Here is a 19,449-nt window from a genome sequence, read left to right as displayed (position 1 = left end):
TAATCGTCCGGTGGCCGGGGCATGGACGCGACAAGGCGCCCAAACACAGGCCGGAAAGGGGGGAAATGGATGGCTCAGACTACCACCGAGCGCCCGCCTTCGGAATGCTTGTCCCCTACTTATTCACAAAAACATCCACAGCTATTGCACAGCCCGGTGAATTCGCGTAGTCCCCAGGGGTTGACGTGAGGGGGGAGACCTCTCTAGAATTTCCGGTTCTTTCCGTCCCATTCATACGAGAGGCCCCCAATGGCCACGAAGCGCACCTACCAGCCCAGCAACCTCAAGCGTAAGCGCGACCACGGCTTCCGTGCCCGTATGAAGACCGCTGACGGCCGCAAGATCCTGTCGCGTCGCCGCGCCAAGGGCCGCAAAGTCCTGAGCGCCTGATTGCCATGCCGCACCCTGCGGCAGACGCAATCCCTTCGACAGTGAATACTGCAGACCCGCGCAAGCGATTCCCTCGCTCTGCGCGGGTTCGCACGCGTGCCGAATACTCAACGGTCTTCAACGGCGCCCGCCGTGTGTCCGATCCGCTGATGACCCTGCACTGGCTGCCGGCTGACCGGCCGGCCAGGCTGGGTCTGGCGGTTTCCCGCAAGGTCGATCCGAACGCCGTTGGGCGTAACCGGATCAAGCGCGTCCTGCGCGACATCCTGCGTCAGACACGTACCGATATCCAGCCAGGCGACTTCGTCGTCGTGGCCCGTAGTGCTGCGCGTTCCGCCAGCAACGACGAGATCCGCCAGGCCTTCCTGCGCCTGCTGCGTCGCCTGCGTGCATTGCCCGCGCCGGGCGTGGACGGCACAATGCCGCCGCCTGATGGCATCGCAACTCCTTCTTTGACCGAGCCGGCATCGCGTCCCGGCCCCGCCGAGCCTGTCCGCTGATGAACCAGACCCGCGTATTCCTCATTTTTGCCTGGCTGATGGTGGCCGTGCTGCTGTGGATGGAGTGGAGCCGTGAAAAGGCTGCTCCGACCCCGCCACCGACGACCACGTCGGCCCCGGCTGCCGTACAGAGTGTTCCGGGCGCTGCCTCGGGCAGCATTCCCAGTGCACAGGTCCCGGGCGCCCCGGGCCAGGCCGCTGTGCAGGCGCAGGCCAGTGCCACCCCGGCCAGCCAGCGCGTGACCGTCACCACGGACGTGCTGCGCCTGGTGCTTGATGGTGGCCGCGTGCTCGACGCCGAGCTGCTGCAGTTCCCGCAGACCAAGGACGAAGGCAGCCCGCCGGTTCGCCTGCTGACCGAAGACCCCGCGCATCCGTACAGCGCGATCAGTGGCTGGGCCAGCGAAGACAAGAACACCCCGGTTCCCGGCGCCGACGGCTTCAAGCTGGTCGGTGACACCAAGGACTTCGTGCTGGCCAAGGGCCAGAACGAGCTGCAGATCCCGTTCGTGTGGACTGCCGACAACGGCGTGACCATCAAGCGCACCCTGACTGTCTCGCGCAACGAGTACGCCGTGCGCTTCAAGGACGAAGTCAGCAATGCCGGCGCCGCGCCGTGGAACGGCTACGTCTACCGCACCCTGGACCGCACCCCGACCATCCTGTCGCGGAGCATGACCAACCCGGACTCCTTCAGCTTCAACGGTGCCACCTGGTACGACAACGACAAGAAGTACCAGCGTCGTGCGTTCAAGGACTACCTGGAAGACGGCACGCTCAACCAGAACATCACCGGCGGCTGGCTGGCGATGCTGCAGCACCACTTCTTCACCGCCTGGATCCCGCAGAAGGACCAGACCGCACACTACGTACTGTCGCAGGTGGCCGGTCGTGACCTGATCGAAGCGCGTGGCCCGGCCTTCACCGTGGCCCCGGGCCAGTCCACCAGCACCGAAGCCCGCCTGTGGGTCGGCCCGAAGCTGGTCAACCTGATTGCCAAGGAAGACGTGCCGGGCCTGGACCGCGTGGTCGACTACAGCCGCTTCTCGATGATGGCGGTGATCGGCCAGGGCCTGTTCTGGGTGCTGAACCAGGTGCACAAGCTGGTCGGCAACTGGGGCTGGGCGATCGTCGGCCTGGTGGTGCTGCTGAAGCTGGTGCTGTACCCGCTGTCGGCGACCCAGTACAAGAGCGGTGCCAAGATGCGTCGCTTCCAGCCGCGCATCGCGCAGCTGAAGGAGCGCTATGGCGATGACCGCCAGAAGTTCCAGACCGCGATGATGGAGCTGTACAAGAAGGAAAAGATCAATCCGATGGGCGGCTGCCTGCCGATCCTCATCCAGATGCCGATCTTCTTCGCCCTGTACTGGGTGCTGGTGGAATCGGTCGAACTGCGCCAGGCGCCCTGGTTCGGCTGGATCCAGGACCTCACTGCACGCGACCCGTACTTCATCCTGCCGGTGATCAACGTGGCGGTGATGTGGTTCACCCAGAAGCTGACCCCGGCACCGGGCATGGACCCGATGCAGCAGAAGATGATGCAGTTCATGCCGCTGGTGTTCGGCGTCATGATGGCCTTCATGCCGTCCGGCCTGGTCCTGTACTGGGTGGTCAACGGCGGCCTGGGCCTGCTGCAGCAGTGGTGGATGACCAAGCGCCATGGCGGCGAGCCGGTCCCGGCCACCACCACTCCGGCCCCGGTCAAAAAGAAGTAATCGGTAGAGCCGGCCGCTGGCCGGCTGACCCCAGCAGAAGCCCGCCGCAAGGCGGGCTTTTCGCATGCGGCGGTAGAATCGCCGGCACACCGTTCCTCCCACCTTCGAGTCCGCCATGCCGCGTGCGTCGTCGTTCCGCCTGTTCCTGCCCTCGCTGTTGTTGACCCTGGTTGTTGCCGGCTGCGGCGACAAGGACGCGAAGGCGCCGGCGACCACCGTCACCCAGGCGAGCGCGCAGGCTGCGGCCGCCGCCGATCCTGCCGCTTCGCCGTTGCTGGCGGCGCTGCAGAAGCAGCTCGATGGCTACCGCCGGATCATCGTGCTGCTGGCCGACGAGGAGCAGCAGTCGACCGCCGACCGCGGCACCTCCACGCGTGTGGGACAGCAGCTGTTCCACGATGGCCTGGAACAGCGAACGACCATCGCCGCGCAGTTCGACACCCTGCTGCGCGGTTCCAGCCCGCAGCGCTTTGCCACTCTCGGCACGGTGCTGGACTACATCGAGTCTGCGCCGGAACTGTTCGACGCCGATCGCCTGGCCTTCCGTGAAGTGCTGCGTGACCTGCATGAGCGGGTCGGCACCGATTCCTCGCTGCCGGCGGTGAAGCTGCACCAGCGCATCGGTGAGGATCTGGAAGCGCTCGATGAGATCGAGCGCAACTACAACCAGGAACTGACCCGCATCTTCAGCCGCTTCGAGCGCACCCGCGCCATCGAACTGAAGCGCGAGAAGTGGGACGACTACATCGCCCACCTGCACAAGGACTACAGCCGTGAAGCGATCCTGCGCGACTACGGGGTGATCGAGCCGTATCCGATGTCGATGAAGGACAGTGACCGCGAGATCTTCGGCCGAGACCTGCCGGCCAAGACCGTGGTGCTGACCTTCGACGACGGTCCGCACAAGGCCTACACCGATGAAGTGGTGGCCATCCTCAAGCGTTACGACGTGCCGGGCGTGTTCTTCGAAGTGGGCCGCAACCTGGGCAAGGTCGAGGCCGATGGCAAGGTCAGCCTCGGCCCGATGGCGAAGATCAGCCGCAACCTGATGGAACAGGGCTATGCGGTCGGCAACCACAGCCTGACCCACGCCCAGCTGTCGCGCACCACCGGCGACGCCCTGCGCCAGCAGGTGCTGGACACCGACACGCTGCTGAAGGATGTCGACAGCAAGCGCGCGCCGCTGTTCCGCTTCCCGTACGGCGCGCGCAATGCCGAAGGCCTGCAGCTGCTCAACGAAGCCGGGCTGAAGTCGATCATGTGGAACATCGACTCGATGGACTGGGCTGACCCGGTGCCGGAATCGATCGTGCAGCGCGTACTCGACCAGGTGAACAAGGAGCAGCGCGGCATCATCCTGTTCCATGACATCCACGATCGCGCAGTGAAGGCGCTGCCGCAGATCCTCGACCGGCTGATCGCCGAGGGTTACCAGTTTGCCGGCTGGAACGGCCGCGACTTCACCGTGGCCCGTGCGCGCAAGGGTGATGCCGCTGCCGCCACCGTCACCACCGGCTACGAGAAGTCGTGGGCGATCGTGGTCGGCATCGACAACTACGCCAAGTGGCCGAAGCTGGAATACGCCAGCCATGATGCGCAGGCGGTGGCCGATACCCTGACCGGGCAGTTCCGCTTCCCGTCCTCGCAGGTGATCGTGCTGAAGAACGAGCAGGCCACGCGCAACAACATCCTCGCGGCCTTCCACGACCGCCTGGCTGACGATCGCACCGGGAAGAACGACCGCGTGTTCGTATTCTTCGCTGGCCACGGCGCGACCCGCCAGCTCGCCTCCGGGCGCGACCTCGGCTACATCATCCCGGTCGATTCTGATCCGAAGGAATTCGCCACCGACGCGATTGCGATGACCGACATCCAGAACATCGCCGAAAGCATGCAGGCCAAGCATGTGTTGTTCGTGATGGATGCCTGCTACAGCGGCCTGGGCCTGACCCGTGGCGGCCCGTCGTCGTCGTCGTTCCTGCGCGAGAACGCACGTCGCAGCGCGCGGCAGATGCTGACCGCCGGCGGCGCCGACCAGCAGGTGGCCGATGCCGGCCCCAACGGCCACTCGGTGTTCACCTGGGTGCTGCTGCAGGCGCTGGCTGGCAAGGGTGACCTCAACGGCGACGGCCTGATCACCGGTACCGAGCTGGCCGCCTACGTGGCGCCGGCCGTATCGGCGGTCTCGCACCAGACCCCGGCCTTCGGCAGCCTGCCCGGTTCGCAAGGCGGCGAGTTCGTGTTCCAGGTGCCGGACAGCCAGGAATTCCTCAATGCCGATACGCGCCAGCTGACCGCCGATGCGATCGCGCTGAACAACAAGGTGGAGGCCGCCAGCGAGGCCAAGGGCAGCCAGGCACCGGTGACGGTGGCTGACCTGCAGGGCGGCAAGGCCAAGCTGGTAGTGCCCTCCGCCGGACCGGCGTCCGACCGCCAGCGCGCGCAGCAGGCCAACGACCGTGGCCTGCAGCTGTACCGCGAGAAGCAGTACGACGAGGCAGCCGCGCAGTTCACCGAAGCGCTGAAGCTGCGTCCGGACTTCGCCCAGGCCGCCAACAACCTCGGCTTCGTCTACTACCGCCAGCAGCGCTACGTCGAAGCGGCGCGCTGGCTGGAGAACACGCTCAAGATCGATCCGTCGCGTGCGGTGGCCTATCTCAACCTGGGCGATGCCTACTTCAACGCCGGCGACAAGGCCAAGGCGAAGCGGGCCTACACGACCTACCTGGCGCTGCAGCCGCAGGGCAGTGGTGCCGCGCAGGCACGCGCGCAGCTGGAGAAACTCTGAGCCATGAATGATGCAATCCGCACCGATACCATCGTGGCCATCGCCAGTGCCCCCGGCGCGGGCGGTGTCGGCCTGCTGCGCCTGTCCGGTCCGCGCGCAGCGGCCATCGCCAACGCGTTGGGTGCGCCTGCATTGCGCCCCCGCCATGCGCACTACGCACGCCTGCGCGACGCTGATGGCGAGGTCATCGACGATGGCATCGTGCTGTGGTTCCCGGCGCCGAACAGCTTCACAGGCGAAGAGGTGGTGGAACTGCAGGGGCACGGCAGCCCGGTCCTGCTGCAGCAACTGGTCGCGCGCTGCATTGCGCTCGGTGCGCGCCAGGCGCGGCCGGGTGAGTTCAGCGAACGCGCGTTCCTCAACGGCAAGCTCGACCTGGCCCAGGCCGAGGCCATCGCCGACCTGATCGCGGCCGGCGACAACCGCGCCGCACGCGCCGCGCGACGTTCGCTGGATGGTGTGTTCTCGCGGCGCATCGACGCCGTGGTCGAGCAGTTGGTGCTGCTGCGCATCCACGTGGAAGCAGCCATCGACTTCGCCGACGAACCGCTGGATACCCTCGGTGGCGCGCAGGTGCGGCGTGGCCTGGAACAGGCGCGCAGTGATCTCGCCCTGCTGCGCGGCGACGCCGAACGTGGCCGCCGCCTGCGCGATGGCCTGCATGCCGTGCTGATCGGTCCGCCGAATGCCGGCAAGAGCTCACTGCTGAACGCGCTGGCCGGCAGCGAACGCGCCATCGTTACCGACATCGCCGGCACCACCCGCGACACGTTGCGCGAGACCATCCGCCTGGATGGCCTGGAGCTGACCCTGGTCGACACCGCCGGCCTGCGCGACGGCGGCGATGCCATCGAACGCGAAGGCATGCGCCGCGCGCACGTGGAAATCGAGCGCACCGACCTGGCGCTGATCGTGCTGGATGCGCGCGATCCGGCGGCCGGGCAGGCGGCGTTGGGTGACGCCGTGGCAGCAGTGCCGCACAAGATCTACATCCACAACAAATCGGACCTGCTCGGTGTGCTGCCGGCGCTGGACGACCCGGACCGCGTGTTCGTTTCGGCCGCCACCGGCGCCGGGCTGGACGACCTGCATGCGCGCCTGCGTTCGATTGCCTCGGCCGGGGCAGGGGAGCAGGTGGATGGCGAGTTCTCCGCGCGCACGCGCCATGTGCATGCCATCGAGCGAGCGCAGGAACACGCGCAGCGCGCCGATGGCGAGCTGGCGCACGAGCACCTGGAGCTGGCCGCCGAGGAATTGCGGCTGGCGCATGATGCGCTGGGTGAGATCACCGGGCAGATGAGTGCCGATGATCTGCTGGGAAGGATCTTCTCCAGTTTCTGCATCGGCAAGTAACACGGGGTCACATCCCCGAAGACGCTCTGATCGTCTAGCTTACCCATGACTGGCGGCAATGGGTTTCAAACCTGTGCGCGACACCTCCTTGATATCATCCCGCCATGAACCCGATTACCGACAGTGACGTGCGATCAGCTCTGCTGGGCAAGGTCATTGCTGAGCATGTCGCAAATCCAAACACGCTTGTGGTGGAGGAAATGGGGCTTGCGCGCGGCGCCTGCCGTGTCGATGTATGTGTCATCAATGGCCACCTGCACGGCTACGAGATCAAGAGTGATGTCGACACGCTGCGGAGACTCCCGTTGCAGCAGCAGTTCTACTCCGATGTCCTCGACAAGGCGACGATCGTGGTGGGTCAGCGCCACCTGGACCATGCATTGGAGACGTTGCCTGCTTGGTGGGGGGTCAGGCTGGCATCACGTGGAGCGCGCAACGCAGTGAGGCTAGAACTAGTGCGGCCTGCAAAACTCAATCCATCAGTGAGCGCGACGGCCGTCGCAGCACTCCTATGGCGCGATGAACTTTCTGCTCTGATCGGTGGGCGGACGCCGGAAAGATCAGCGCTGCGCGGCAACCGCGCAACGCTATGCGAACGACTGTCGGAGCTCTACAGTCTTGCGGAAATCCGTGCGCTGGTCAGGGAACAGTTGAAGCGCCGGTCAGACTGGCGAGGTCGCGAACAACCTTAGTCATATGGTGGTTGGTCGCCACCGTTGGCCAGGTCGAGCTTCCCCCGGTACTGGTGACACTGTTTGCGCAGTCTTCGATGTACGCATCGCCCCAGCTGTAGCCGCGCCCCATGAAGACCACCGGCAGATCGGAGACCAGGTGCCTGCACAGATCACGGTACTGGTCGCGGCCATTGCGCTTGATCTGGGTACCCACAACAATCCGCCACTGATCATCGATCGTGTACTTGATCTTGGCGTTGGGGTCGAACAGGCGCGGATCCATCAGTTCCGTCTGCGGGGAAGCGCAGCCATAGTCACCAAACCACGGCATCCGTCCAGAATGCATGCCGGCTAGCCGCGTGTACGCGCGCCATTCCCGGCGATTCACATCGCCATGTGGGCGATAGCTCGAAGAGGGGCTCAGACTGGCAGGAAAACTGCCTCCTACGATGGTGATTGATCTCCAGTCGGCCAGATCCGGAACCGCCGCAATCCATGCCTGCCAAGTCGATGCCTGCAGCGTGGGTGAGTCGGCGACGTCGGCCGAGCTATCGAGGATCAGATCCACCTGACCAGATACCACTCCCAACAGTCTCAGCAGCCCGGAGATCCGAGCAAGGCGTCCTCCTTCAAGATCATCCGGTACGAGCCGCAATCCGCAGCCACGATCATCGCGTGCGACAATGCGTGCCACCGCCTGTTGGTAGTCGACGTGCCGGTCAATGCCGGTAACGGGAATGGCCTCGCATCCCGCGGTGCGAATGAGGTCGAAGATCCGCTCCAGATGATGCTGGCCGTCCGCCATGGTGTCGTCCCCAGCAAGATAGGGCGAATCAAACAGGCAGCGGCGCGACTTCCAGTTACTGCTCAGACGTCTGCCCACATTCTTCAGGTGGTCATCGAGTGACTTGGCCGGCGCATCGTTCTCGAAGTCCCACTGCTCGATAGGGATCTCGAACAGAGGATAGATCCCATCCTTGATTCCTTCGTTGGTACGACCCACCGCGAGATACTCACCCTGTCGCCATTTGAGGATCGGCATGTACATCGGTTGTTCCATGATCTGCCCCTGACAACCCGCTTTTGGTCATTCGAGGCTAGTCGCGGGCCATATAGCGCTTCAATCAGAATTGTTTGAAGAGTGGCGGCGGTCAGATCGGAGCCCCTGCCGGCATCCGCTCCCCCCCTTCCCCCACCTGTCATATTGCCGCCGCATACTGACAGCCATCACATACCGCTTGGGGAAGTCGCAGTGAAGTCGTGGGGTTGTGCGTTGCTGTTGTCGCTGGCCGTGGCACCATCGGTGGCCATGAGTGCTGAATCCTCCACCCCGGCCGCACCCAAGGTGTCGGTCTATGGTCATCGCGGCGCAAGCGCACTGCTGCCCGAGCACACCCTGGCGTCGTACGCGCAGGCGATCGCCGATGGCGCCGACTACATCGAACCGGACCTGGTGATGACCAGGGACGGGGTGATGGTGGCCCGCCACGAGAACGAGATCGGCGGCACCACCGACGTCGCCTCGCATCCGGAGTTCGCCAGCCGCCGCACGAGCAAGGTGATCGACGGTCAGAAGGTCGACGGCTGGTTCACCGAAGACTTCACCCTGGCCGAGCTGAAGACCCTGTACGCGCGTGAGCGCCTGCCGGAGCTGCGCAGTACTGCCTACGACGGCCAGTTCCGCATCGCCAGCCTGGACGAGATCCTGGCCTTCCTGGTGCAGCAGGCCGGGCGTGCCAACCGCGGCATCGGCCTGGTGCCGGAGATCAAGCACCCGACCTACTTCCAGTCCATCGGCCTGCCGATGGAAGACAAGCTGCTGGCCGCACTGCGTGGCAACGCGTACACCAATGTCGGGCCGGTCACCATCCAGTCATTCGAGACCGCCAACCTGCGCTACCTGCGCGGGAGGATCGGCCGGGGCAGCAACATCCGGCTGCTGCAGCTGCTGTGGAAGGGCGATACCCAGCCGGCCGACATCGTCAAGGCCGGCGGCGCGCTGACCTATGCGCAGATGATGACCCCGGCCGGCCTGAAGGACATTGCCGGCTACGCCGATGGTATCGGCCCCGAGCTGCGTTCGATCATTCCACTGGATGCCAAGGGCGCGCTGGGCACGCCGACCTCGCTGGTACGTGACGCGCATGCCGCTGGCCTGATGGTGATTCCGTACACCTTCCGCCCGGAAAACCACTTCCAGCCCAGCAACCTGCGCCAGGGTGCCGACAGCGCGCGCAATGCCGAGGGATCGATCGCCGAGATGCGGGCTTACCTGGCGACGGGCATCGATGCCTTCTTCACCGACGACCCGGCACTGGGCAGGCAGGCGGTGGATGGGATGGGCGCGGCGGGGAACTGATTCTCCTGGTAGTGCCGGCCGCTGGCCGGCAACGCAAGGATTGCCAACGAAGGTTCATGAGGTTGCCGGCCAGCGGCCGGTACCACCCTCACCTCAACCGCGCGGTTCGTCCGGGCGGCGGAACGGGATCACCACGTAGTCCTGGCCCTCGCGCGGCTGCCACAGTACCGGCACGCGCTGCGGTGACGGCGGCTCCAGCTCGTCGTCGGACAGCGGCTCGGCCTCGTCTTCTTCGTCTTCCCAGCTGTAGCGCTGGCGCGGTGGCAGTGGGTCGGCGTTGCGGAACAGCAGCGCGGCGATGATGCCGGCGAAGGCGCCGCCCATGTGCGACTGCCAGGACACACCATCGGCGTGCGGCAGGATGGTCATCAGCATGCCGCCGTAGAACAGCATGCCGATCAGACCGGTGGCGATCGCCGCACGGTCGCGGCGCAGCAGGCCGAGGCTGGCCAGCAGGAACATCAGGCCGTGGGTCACGCCACTGGCGCCCAGGTGCACGCTGCCCGGATTGCCCAGCATCCACGCGCCGAGGCCCGAACCCAGCCACAGCAGGGGCAGCGCGCGTACGGTGGCCTTCGGATACACGCTGCCGGCGAGCGTGCCGAGGATCAGGATGGCGATGCTGTTGGCGGCGATATGCTCGACCGAGGCATGCAGCATCGGGCCGCCGATCAGGCCGAGCAGGCCCTTGGCTTCCAGCGGTGCGACCGCCCAGGGTCGCCAGTCGAACGTGCCCTGCAGGGCGAACACGGCCACCAGCACCAGCACGGCGGCCAGGCTGACATTGAACGCCCGCAGGATGCGCGAGCGATCATTGCGGGGGGCCGGCACGTCGTCGGCGGGCAGGGGCGCGTTGTTGTCCATACCTCAGCAATGGCGGTGACTGGCGCGAAACCAAGGCCACCGTAACGGGAGAGTGGAGGCGGCCGGCGGGACAATCCCACCGGCCGCACCGTTCAACGGGTCAGGCTCAGGCCTGGCCTTCGCCTTCCTTCGGCGGGTACTTCAGGCTCAGCACCACGGTGGCGGCGATGATCACCGCGACCACGCCCAGCGAGACCGGGGTCGGGATCTTGAACAGGTCGATGATCATCATCTTGATGCCGATGAAGCCCAGTACCAGCGCCAGGCCGTACGGCAGCAGGTGGAAGCGGTCGGCCATGCCGGCCAGCAGGAAGAACATCGCGCGCAGGCCCAGCACCGCGAACACGTTGGAGGTGAGCACGATGAACGGGTCGGTGGTGATCGCGAAGATTGCCGGGATGCTGTCCACGGCGAAGATCACGTCGGTGACCGCGATCAGGATCAGCACCGCGAACAGCGGGGTGAACCAGCGCACGCCATCACGCTTCACGCTCAGCGCGTTGCCGGCGTAGTCCGGCAGCAGGCGCAGGTGCTTGCGCATCCAGCGCAGGGCCGGATTGGTCTCCAGGTCCGGCTCCTGGCCGGCGGCGAACCACATCTTCCAGCCGGTGAACAGCAGGAAGGCACCGAACACGTAGAGCAGCCAATGGAACTGGCTGATCAGCACGCTACCGGCGAAGATCATGATCGTACGTAGCACGATCGCACCCAGGATGCCGATGATCAGCACCTTCTGGCGCTGCTCTTCCGGCACCGCGAAGTAGCTCATGATCATCAGGAAGACAAAGATGTTGTCGACCGCCAGCGCCTTCTCGACCAGGTAGCCGGTCAGGAACTCGAGGCCGACCTTGTTGGCCACGACCTGGCCGGCGGTCTCATTCAGGTAGTACCAGAGGCCGGCGTTGAACAGCAGGGCCAGCGCGACCCAGCCGATGGACCACCACAGGGCCTCCTTGAAGGTGACCTTGTGCGGTCCACCATGGCGCATCAACACGAGGTCGACCAGCAGGGCGATGACCACCACCGCTGCGAAGCCGCCCCACAACCACACGTTACCGATCGTCTGCATTGGGAATGTCCGTTGGAAAGATGAATGCCAGGCCGGACGGCGAGGATCTGCAACGGAGGATCGGGAGGGGATCCAGGGACAGAGCTTCGCCAGTACGGCGAAGGTCTCGCTCGCAGTTCCAGTCGGCTGGAACTGCCGTTGCACCGGAGCCTGCGGGCTCGAAATGACGGCGACAACGTCTGGGAGCTACTCCCCTTCTGGGGCCGATTCTGCCGTCTGGCCCCGCCGCCGTCAAATGGGGAGGCCAGGGGTCGGATCCCCAAAGGGGCTCCGACCTCATCGTCGCCACACTGGGGTCAGAGCCCCTGCGGGGATCCGACCCCGGCGCCCGGTTTACAATGGGTGGATGAATACCCCCCTTCCGATTGTCCGCCTCAAGAATGCGTGGCGCTCCAGCCACCCGTGGATCTTCCAGAAACTGGTCGAGAAGCCGACCGTCCGGCCCAAGCCCGGTTCCATCGTCGACGTGGTCGGCATCGATGGCGAGTTCATTGGCCGCGGGTTCTACAACGGGCACTCGCGCATTGCCGTGCGCATCCTTGAAACCGACCAGAACGTACCGGTGGATGCCGGCTGGTTCTCGCGCAAGATCGCCCAGGCAGTGTCGCTGCGCCGTGAGGTACTCAAGCTCGATGCGGTGTCCGATGCCTGGCGCGTCGTGCACAGTGAAGGCGACGGCCTGTCCGGCCTGGTGGTGGACCGCTACGGCGACCTGGTGGTGGTCGAGTTCTTCGCCGCCGGCATGTTCCGCCACCGCGAATGGATCTACGATGCGCTGCGCGAGCAGTTCCCCGGCTGCCGCTTCCACAGCTTCGCCGACGAGCACGTGCAGAAGCAGGAAAGCTTCGACTTCCACGGCAACACCACCACCGAAGCGTCGGTGATCACCGAGTACGGCATCAAGTTCCGCGCCGACCCGGCCGGTGCGCACAAGACCGGTTTCTTCGCCGACCAGCGCGAGAACCGTGAGTGGCTGAGCCAGCAGGTGGAAGGCAAGAGCGTGCTCGACCTGTGCTGCAACACCGGCGGTTTTGCCGTGTACGCGGCGGCGCGTGGTGCTTCGGAAGTGATCGGCATCGACATCGACGAGGACGTGATCCAGATCGCCAAGGGCAATTCGCGCCTGAACAACGTGCGTCCGAAGTTCATCCAGTCCGATATCTTCCCGTGGCTGCGCGACGCCGCCAACCGCGGTGAGCAGTACGACGTGGTGATCCTGGACCCGGCGAAGATGACCCGCGACCGCGACCAGGTCATCACCGCACTGAAGAAGTACCTGGACATGAACAAGCTGGCGCTGGGCGTGGTCAAGCCGGGCGGCCTGTTCGCCACCTTCTCCTGCACCGGCCTGGTGGCCGAGGACCAGTTCCTCGACATGCTGCGCCGCGCGGCCTATTTCTCCGGCCGCACGATCCAGATCCTGAAGGTGGCCGGCGCCGGTCCGGACCATCCGTTCATGGCCCACGTGCAGGAATCGCGTTATCTCAAGGCCGTGTTCTGCCGCGTAGTGGATTGACCGCAGGACGCTGTAGAGCCGAGCCCATGCTCGGCTGATCTGCCTGACAGCCTCAAGATCCGCCGGGCGTGGCCCGGCGCTACCCAATGCGCGGCCACGGCGCTATGGTCGGGCTCTTCCCCATGCCGGTGAGAGCCCATGCCATCGTTGCGCCACCTGTCCGTCGTGCTCGCCCTGGCGCTGTGCGCGCCGCTGTCCGTCCACGCCATCGAGTTCAGCGCGCAGGAGCTGGCCCGCGCCAAATCCCTGCAGCAACGCCTGGTCACGCTCGACAGCCACCTGGATACGCCGGCCAACTTTGGTCGCAGCGGTTTCGACATCGAGCAACGCCACGACCGCAACGCCCTTTCGCAGGTCGACTACCCGCGCATGGTCGAAGGCGCGCTGGACGGCGGTTTCTGGGCGATCTACACCGACCAGGGCGACCGCACCGCTACCGCCCATCTGGCCGAGCGTGACCACGGCCTGCAGCGACTGATGGAAATCCGCGAGATGCTGGCGGCCAATCCCGAGCGCTTCGCGCTGGCACTGACCGCCGATGACGCAGCGCGGATCAAGGCTGCCGGCAAGCGCGTGGTCTACATCAGCATGGAAAATGCCAGCCCGCTGGTGGCTGACCCCAGCCTGCTGTCGTTCTATCACCGCGCCGGCCTGCGCCTGCTCAGCACCGTGCACTTCGCCAACAACGAGTTCGCCGATTCGGCCACCGATCCCAAGGGCGCGGAATGGAAAGGACTTAGCCCGGCCGGCAAGGAGCTGGTGCGGGAGGCGGTGAAGCTGGGCATCGTGATCGACCAGTCGCACGCCTCGGACGCGGTGTTCGACGACCTGCTGGCAATGATGCCGGTGCCGTTCGTGCTGTCGCACAGCTCGGCCAAGGCGGTCTATGACCATCCGCGCAATCTCGACGATGCGCGCCTGCGCAAACTGGCCAAGGCCGGCGGCGTGATCCAGGTGAACGCCTATGGCGGCTACCTGATCGACACCGCAAAGACGCCCGAGCGCAAGCAGGCCGAGGAAGCGCTGAGCAAGCAGCTGGGCGGCTGGGAAGGCATGGGCATCGAACAGGGCGTTGCGCTGCTGAAGGCCGAGCAGGCGCTGGACCACGAGCACCCGGTGCGCCACGCCAGCCTGGACGACTTCTTCGCCCACTTCGAGCACATCCTCACGGTGGTCGGCCCGGAACATGTGGGCATCGGCCTGGACTGGGATGGTGGTGGCGGACTGAGTGACCTGCCCGATGTCAGCCAGCTGCCGAAGATCACCGCGTGGCTGCTGCGCAAGGGCTATACCGAGAAGCAGATTGCCGGCATCTGGGGCGGCAACCTGCTGCGGGTGATGCGCCAGGCGCAGGATTACGCTGCAAAGCAGGGCGGTTGAAGCGCCCTGCGGTAGTGCCGGCCGCTGGCCGGCATTGCTCGTATCAACAGGATGCGAGGTGCCGGCCAGCGGCCGGCACTACCGGCGAGCCGGTTACTTCGCGATCAGTGCGTGGCGGCGGCTGTACAGGAAGTACAACACCAGGCCGACCACGTTCCACAGCAGGAAGTACAGCTGAGTGGTGTGCGGCAGGCTGATGAACAGGTAGATGCAGCCCAGTGCGGCCAGCGGGCCGACCACGAAAGCCACCGGCGTGCGGAAGGTGCGCTCGCGGTTCGGCTCGCGCAGGCGCAGCACCACCAGACAGATGCCCACCGCAGTGAACGCGGCCAGGGTACCGGCATTGGCCAGCGCCGCGATCTCGTCCAGGCGCGCCACACCAGCCAGCGCCGACACCACCACCGCAGTGAACAGTGTGGTCGCCACCGGCGTGCCGGTGCGTGCGTTGACCTTGGACAGGCCACGCGGCAGCAGGCCATCGCGGCTCATCACAAAGAAGATGCGGCTCTGGCCGTACAGGAAGGCCAGCAGCACCGTCGGCAGGGCGATGATCGCGATCACGCCGATCACCATTGCCGCGGTCGGATGGCCCAGCTGGCGCATGATCAGCGCCAGCGGCTCGGCGCTGTGGCCGAACACCGCGTAGCTCATCGCACCGACGGCCGCCAGCGCCACCAGCACGTAGACGATGGTGCAGCCGATCATCGAACCGATGATGCCGATCGACAGGTCGCGGCCCGGGTTCTTGGTCTCCTCGGCGGCGGTGGAGATCGCATCGAAGCCGTAGAAGGCGAAGAAGATGATGGCTGCCGCCGCCATCACGCCGTGCTCGACGCCGTCGGGGCCCATCGATTTGGCAAAGCCGTACGGCATGAACGGCTGCAGGTTGGCGCTGTCGAAGGCGGGCAGGGCCACGGCGACGAAGATGGCCAGCGCGATCAGCTTGAACACCACCAGGATGGCGTTGAGCGTGGCGCTTTCCTTGGTGCCGGCCATCAGCATGCCGGCCACCAGCCAGGTGATGATGATCGCCGGCAGGTTGATCATGCCGCCTTCCACGTGCGGGCCGGCGGCCAGCCAGGCCGGCAGGTGCACATTCCAGCCGAACTGGGTATGGACCCATTCGAGGAAGCCGACGAAGTAGCCTGACCAGCCCACCGCCACCGTACTCACCACCAGCGAGTACTCCAGGATCAGGCTCCAGCCCACAACCCAGGCGAATACCTCGCCCAGCGCGCTGTAGCTGTAGGTGTAGGCACTGCCGGCGGCCGGCATCATCGTCGACAGTTCGGCGTAGGACAGTGCCGCGCAGGCGCAGACCGCACCGGCAATCGCGAAGGAGATCAGCACGGCCGGGCCGGCCAGGTTGGCACCCACGCCGATCAGCGTATAGATGCCGGTACCGACGATGGCGCCGATGCCCAGCGCGATCAGGTGCGGCCAGCTGAGCGTCGGGATCAGGCGCCTGCCGGCTTCGTGGACGGTGACGGAATCTAGGGACTTGCGCCGGAACAGGGACATGCAGGCCTCGGAAGGGGTGACTAAGAACGACAAGTTCCCGAGTGTGACCGAACGCAGCGCAGCATTACCACTGACGCGGGTCATACCCGACGCGCCGCGCGCTGCACCGCGATCAGGCTGCCGGAATCGGCATAAAGCAGGCCGGACCCCCGCGCCGGGCGACGTCAGGGCATGGCGGGCCAGTGGCAGCCGTCTTCCTGCCAGGCCTCGACGTCGTCGTGAAAAGAGCTCCTGCGCCCGTCACGGGCACGCTCATAGCGCAGGTCCAGCACCAGCGCGCCCTGGGTACTCAACAGGTAGCGGCCGTTGAGGCGGCCATCGATGCGCTCTTCCCAGACGCTGTCGAACTGGTACGGGCGATCTTCGGCCAGCACCGTGCTTTGCATCGAGATCCGGCGCAGGGGCAGGCGCTTGCGCTGGCCGGCGTAGCGCACGTCGGACTGTCCGTCCTCCAGCCAGCGCCATTCCAGGTGGATGCTGCCGTTGCGACCGCCGGTCAGGCAACGATGGTCCTGTACGGTGGCGCCAGAGGCGGTGCCGGCGAACAGCAGGGCCAGGCCGAGCAGCGGCAGCCGCCCGTTCATCCGTTCAGCCCCAACCGGATGCCGAACCCCACCAGGAACAGGCCGGCCACGCGGCGCAGCGCGTCGCTGATCCGCGGGTGCTGGATCAGCCGGCGACGGGCCAGGTTGCCCACGCCGATCAGCATCGAACAGTAGGCGATGCTGACCACCAGGATGATGCCGGCCAGCGCCGCGAAGGTGGCGATGCCCTGGTGTGCCTTGGGATCGATGAACAACGGCAGGAAGGCCATGTAGAACAGGATCGCCTTCGGGTTGAGCAGGCTGACCAGGATCGCCTGCTGGAAGTAGCGGCCCGGTTGCATGCGGATCGGGCCGGCATCACCGCCCTCGTGCTTCGGTGTGCGCAGCAGGCCGATGCCGACCCACACCAGGTAGGCCGCACCCAGGTACTGCACGGCGTGGAACACCAGCGGGTTGGCCTTGAGCAACGCGGCCACGCCGGCCAGCGCCAGCCACATCAGGATCTGGTCGCCGACCAGCAGGCCGGCCAGTGCGGTGTAGCCGCCGCGCACGCCACCACGGCCGGTGGCGGTCAGCAGGGTGAAGGTACCGGGGCCGGGCAGGGCGAGAAACACCAGCACGGCGACCAGAAACGTCCACAGGTCCTGGATGCCCATCCACGGCATGGCGGCGTTCTCTCTTACGGGGGGCCGCCATTGTCGGCCAGCGCCGGGACCGGCGACAGGGGGCCGGCAGGACCCTCGGGCATGCCAGACAGCAGAGGTTGCAGGTGCTGGCGCAGCTGCGCGTGCAGCTGCCGCACCGCCGGCGAGAACTGCTTGCGGTGCGGGCAGACCAGCTGCAACGGTATGTGGCTGCCGATGCCGTCGAGCAGCAGCTGCAGGCGCCCTGCGAGCACATCCTCGCGCAGGTCCAGCCAGGATTTGTAGGTGATGCCTTCGCCGGCCACCGCCCAGCGCCGCACCACATCGGCGTCATCGCAGACCAGCGGGCCGCGCACCGGAATCACGCTACGGCGCCCGTCGACCTCGAACGACCAGCGATCATAGGCGCGGCCACTGAGCTGGTAGACCAGGCAATGATGCTCGCGCAGATCGTCCAGGCGCGTGGGCGTGCCGCGCCGCTGCAGATAGTCGGGCGACGCCGCGAGTACGCGCCGATTGCCTTCCAGCAGGGGCAGGGCGACGTAGTTGGCGTCGTCGAAGTGGCCGATGCGGATGGCCACGTCGACCGGGTCGCGGAACACGTCGGCCACTTCGTCGGACAGGCGCAGGTGCAGGCGCAGCCGGGGGTGCGCGGCGCGAAAGGCGCTCAGCCAGGGCAGCAGCAGATTTCGACCGAAGTCCGACGGCGCCGACAGCTGCAGGGTGCCGTGCAGTTCGGCGTCTTCGCCCTGAACGCGCGCCTGGCCCTCGCGGAGGGTGGCCAGCACCTCCTGCGCATACGGCAGGTACAGCGCCCCCTCGCCGGTCAGGCGCAGGCTGCGCGTGGTGCGCACGAACAGGCGCAGGTCCAGCTCGCGTTCCAGCCGCGCCACCGCCGCAGCAACCTGCCCCGGCAGCAGGTCGGCTTCGCGGGCCGCCTGCGAGAAGCTGCCCAGTGCGGCAGTACGGACGAACAGCTGCAGATCGTCGAAGCGGATCATCTTCATCGCCAGAGTGAAAGTGCTGCCCGATTCTGCGCCTTTCCGAGGGACCGCGCGCGGCGCAACCTGTCGCCTCCTTCCCCACTGGACCGCTGCCATGCGCGCCATTGCCTACACCCAAGCCGGCCTGCCGATCGATGATGCCCAGGCCCTGATCGACATTGAACTGGAACTGCCGCAGCCCGGCCCGCGTGACCTGCGCGTGGCGGTACGCGCGGTGGCGGTGAACCCGGTCGACACCAAGGTCCGCCGCGGCGTGGCCACCGATGGCCCGCGCGTGCTGGGCTGGGATGCGGTCGGCATTGTTGATGCGGTGGGCAGCGAGGTGACCCTGTTCCAGCCCGGCGACGCGGTCTACTACGCCGGCGTCATCGACCGCCCGGGCAGCAATGCGCAGTACCAGCTGGTGGATGAGCGCAGCGTCGGGCGCAAGCCGGCCAGTCTCGACGATGCCGCCGCCGCAGCGTTGCCACTGACTGCAATCACCGCCTGGGAGCTGCTGTTCGACCGCCTGCGCATCCCGGAGGGTGGTGGCGAAGGCCAGACCCTGCTGGTGATCGGTGCTGCCGGTGGTGTCGGTTCGATCCTGGTGCAGCTGGCACGGAAGCTGACCAGGCTGACCGTGATCGGCACCGCCTCGCGCCCGGATACCCAGGACTGGACGTACGCAATGGGGGCACACCACGTGATCGACCACAGCCTGCCGCTGGCCGAGGGACTGGCGCGGCTCGGCATCAGCGAGGTGCAGCATGTCGCCAGCCTGACCCACTCCGACCAGTACTACGCGCAGATCGTGGAACTGCTGGCACCGCAGGGCCAACTGGGGCTGATCGATGACCCGGGCCAGGTGGACGTGATGGCGCTCAAGCGCAAGGCACTGTCACTGCACTGGGAGTCGATGTTCACGCGGCCGCTGTACCGCACCGCCGACATGCAGCGCCAGCACGACCTGTTGAACCGTGTGGCCGAGCTGATCGATACGGGCGTGCTGCAGACCACCCTGGGCGAGCACTTCGGGCGCATCGACGCGGCCAACCTGCGGCGCGCCCACGCGCTGCTGGAAAGCCAGCGCGCCAAGGGCAAGATCGTGCTGGAAGGCTGGTAACACCGGCGGTTCCCGCGCCCCCTTG

At 66.2% G+C, this 19,449-nt stretch carries 17 protein-coding genes; 10 read left to right on the top strand and 7 right to left on the bottom strand.

Annotated elements, in window-relative coordinates; translation table 11 throughout:
- The first annotated feature begins 249 nt into the window (after positions 1-249).
- From rpmH to ACEPA4_RS20095, 6 genes are all read left to right on the top strand, one after another.
- Positions 250-390, top strand: coding sequence for a 50S ribosomal protein L34 (rpmH, locus tag ACEPA4_RS20120; RefSeq protein WP_005411729.1), 141 nt, complete (start codon positions 250-252; stop codon positions 388-390).
- A 5-nt stretch (positions 391-395) separates the two neighbouring features.
- Entirely contained in the window at positions 396-890 is a 495-nt protein-coding gene (rnpA, locus tag ACEPA4_RS20115) for a ribonuclease P protein component (protein ID WP_072168770.1), read from the top strand.
- Positions 890-2,605: a membrane protein insertase YidC gene (gene yidC, locus ACEPA4_RS20110; protein ID WP_111175889.1), complete on the top strand. Its 1,716-nt coding sequence runs from the start codon at positions 890-892 to the stop codon at positions 2,603-2,605. Before rnpA ends, yidC begins: the two co-directional genes overlap by 1 nt.
- Positions 2,606-2,720: 115 nt before the next feature.
- Positions 2,721-5,393 (top strand): polysaccharide deacetylase family protein, encoded by a 2,673-nt coding sequence (locus tag ACEPA4_RS20105; protein WP_262090449.1) that lies wholly within the window; start codon positions 2,721-2,723, stop codon positions 5,391-5,393.
- A gap of 3 nt (positions 5,394-5,396) precedes the next feature.
- On the top strand, positions 5,397-6,746 hold the full coding sequence (mnmE, locus tag ACEPA4_RS20100) for a tRNA uridine-5-carboxymethylaminomethyl(34) synthesis GTPase MnmE (protein WP_262090450.1): 1,350 nt from the start codon (positions 5,397-5,399) through the stop codon (positions 6,744-6,746).
- Between the two features lie 104 nt (positions 6,747-6,850).
- Positions 6,851-7,438 (top strand): sce7726 family protein, encoded by a 588-nt coding sequence (locus ACEPA4_RS20095; RefSeq protein ID WP_080104375.1) that lies wholly within the window; start codon positions 6,851-6,853, stop codon positions 7,436-7,438.
- Here ACEPA4_RS20095 and ACEPA4_RS20090 read toward each other — a convergent pair.
- On the bottom strand, positions 7,386-8,468 hold the full coding sequence (locus ACEPA4_RS20090; RefSeq protein WP_005421222.1) for a beta family protein: 1,083 nt from the start codon (positions 8,466-8,468) through the stop codon (positions 7,386-7,388). The two genes, ACEPA4_RS20095 and ACEPA4_RS20090, sit on opposite strands and share 53 nt — an antisense overlap.
- Before the next feature lie 204 nt (positions 8,469-8,672).
- Here ACEPA4_RS20090 and ACEPA4_RS20085 point away from each other — a divergent pair, with 204 nt between their 5' ends.
- Positions 8,673-9,779, top strand: coding sequence for a glycerophosphodiester phosphodiesterase (locus ACEPA4_RS20085; protein ID WP_235648712.1), 1,107 nt, complete (start codon positions 8,673-8,675; stop codon positions 9,777-9,779).
- 93 nt (positions 9,780-9,872) lie between these two features.
- Here ACEPA4_RS20085 and ACEPA4_RS20080 read toward each other — a convergent pair whose 3' ends face one another.
- Together ACEPA4_RS20080 and ACEPA4_RS20075 are read right to left on the bottom strand one after the other, a co-directional pair.
- The gene (locus ACEPA4_RS20080) at positions 9,873-10,643 is read right to left on the bottom strand and encodes a rhomboid family intramembrane serine protease (protein WP_065179045.1); all 771 of its coding nucleotides are present in this window, start codon (positions 10,641-10,643) and stop codon (positions 9,873-9,875) included.
- Between the two features lie 106 nt (positions 10,644-10,749).
- Positions 10,750-11,712, bottom strand: a complete 963-nt coding sequence (locus tag ACEPA4_RS20075; RefSeq protein ID WP_010487446.1) for a TerC family protein — start codon at positions 11,710-11,712, stop codon at positions 10,750-10,752.
- A 346-nt stretch (positions 11,713-12,058) separates the two neighbouring features.
- Here ACEPA4_RS20075 and ACEPA4_RS20070 point away from each other — a divergent pair, with 346 nt between their 5' ends.
- Positions 12,059-13,228: a class I SAM-dependent rRNA methyltransferase gene (locus tag ACEPA4_RS20070; RefSeq protein WP_049417152.1), complete on the top strand. Its 1,170-nt coding sequence runs from the start codon at positions 12,059-12,061 to the stop codon at positions 13,226-13,228.
- A 138-nt stretch (positions 13,229-13,366) separates the two neighbouring features.
- Positions 13,367-14,608 carry a dipeptidase gene (locus tag ACEPA4_RS20065; RefSeq protein ID WP_164093364.1) on the top strand — a complete coding sequence of 414 codons (1,242 nt, stop codon included), beginning with the start codon at positions 13,367-13,369 and terminating at the stop codon, positions 14,606-14,608.
- Between the two features lie 93 nt (positions 14,609-14,701).
- Here the strand turns inward: ACEPA4_RS20065 and ACEPA4_RS20060 are convergent, their stop codons facing one another.
- The 4 genes from ACEPA4_RS20060 to ACEPA4_RS20045 all read right to left on the bottom strand — a co-directional run bounded on the left by ACEPA4_RS20060 (position 14,702) and on the right by ACEPA4_RS20045 (position 18,325).
- The gene (locus tag ACEPA4_RS20060) at positions 14,702-16,129 is read right to left on the bottom strand and encodes an amino acid permease (protein ID WP_005421234.1); all 1,428 of its coding nucleotides are present in this window, start codon (positions 16,127-16,129) and stop codon (positions 14,702-14,704) included.
- Between the two features lie 164 nt (positions 16,130-16,293).
- On the bottom strand, positions 16,294-16,713 hold the full coding sequence (locus ACEPA4_RS20055; RefSeq protein ID WP_053496733.1) for a hypothetical protein: 420 nt from the start codon (positions 16,711-16,713) through the stop codon (positions 16,294-16,296).
- Entirely contained in the window at positions 16,710-17,339 is a 630-nt protein-coding gene (leuE, locus tag ACEPA4_RS20050; RefSeq protein ID WP_049417162.1) for a leucine efflux protein LeuE, read from the bottom strand. The genes ACEPA4_RS20055 and leuE overlap by 4 nt, the downstream gene beginning before the upstream one ends.
- A gap of 14 nt (positions 17,340-17,353) precedes the next feature.
- The gene (locus tag ACEPA4_RS20045) at positions 17,354-18,325 is read right to left on the bottom strand and encodes a LysR family transcriptional regulator (RefSeq protein WP_065197167.1); all 972 of its coding nucleotides are present in this window, start codon (positions 18,323-18,325) and stop codon (positions 17,354-17,356) included.
- Between the two features lie 91 nt (positions 18,326-18,416).
- Here ACEPA4_RS20045 and ACEPA4_RS20040 point away from each other — a divergent pair, with 91 nt between their 5' ends.
- Entirely contained in the window at positions 18,417-19,424 is a 1,008-nt protein-coding gene (locus ACEPA4_RS20040; RefSeq protein WP_065186609.1) for a zinc-binding alcohol dehydrogenase family protein, read from the top strand.
- Positions 19,425-19,449: the final 25 nt, after the last annotated feature.

Source organism: Stenotrophomonas sp. P2112, assembly GCF_041897515.1.
GTDB classification, from domain to species: Bacteria; Pseudomonadota; Gammaproteobacteria; order Xanthomonadales; family Xanthomonadaceae; genus Stenotrophomonas; species Stenotrophomonas sepilia.
The sequence above is the reverse complement of the archived record's forward strand: the minus strand, read 5'-3'. Positions and strand labels throughout refer to the sequence as shown.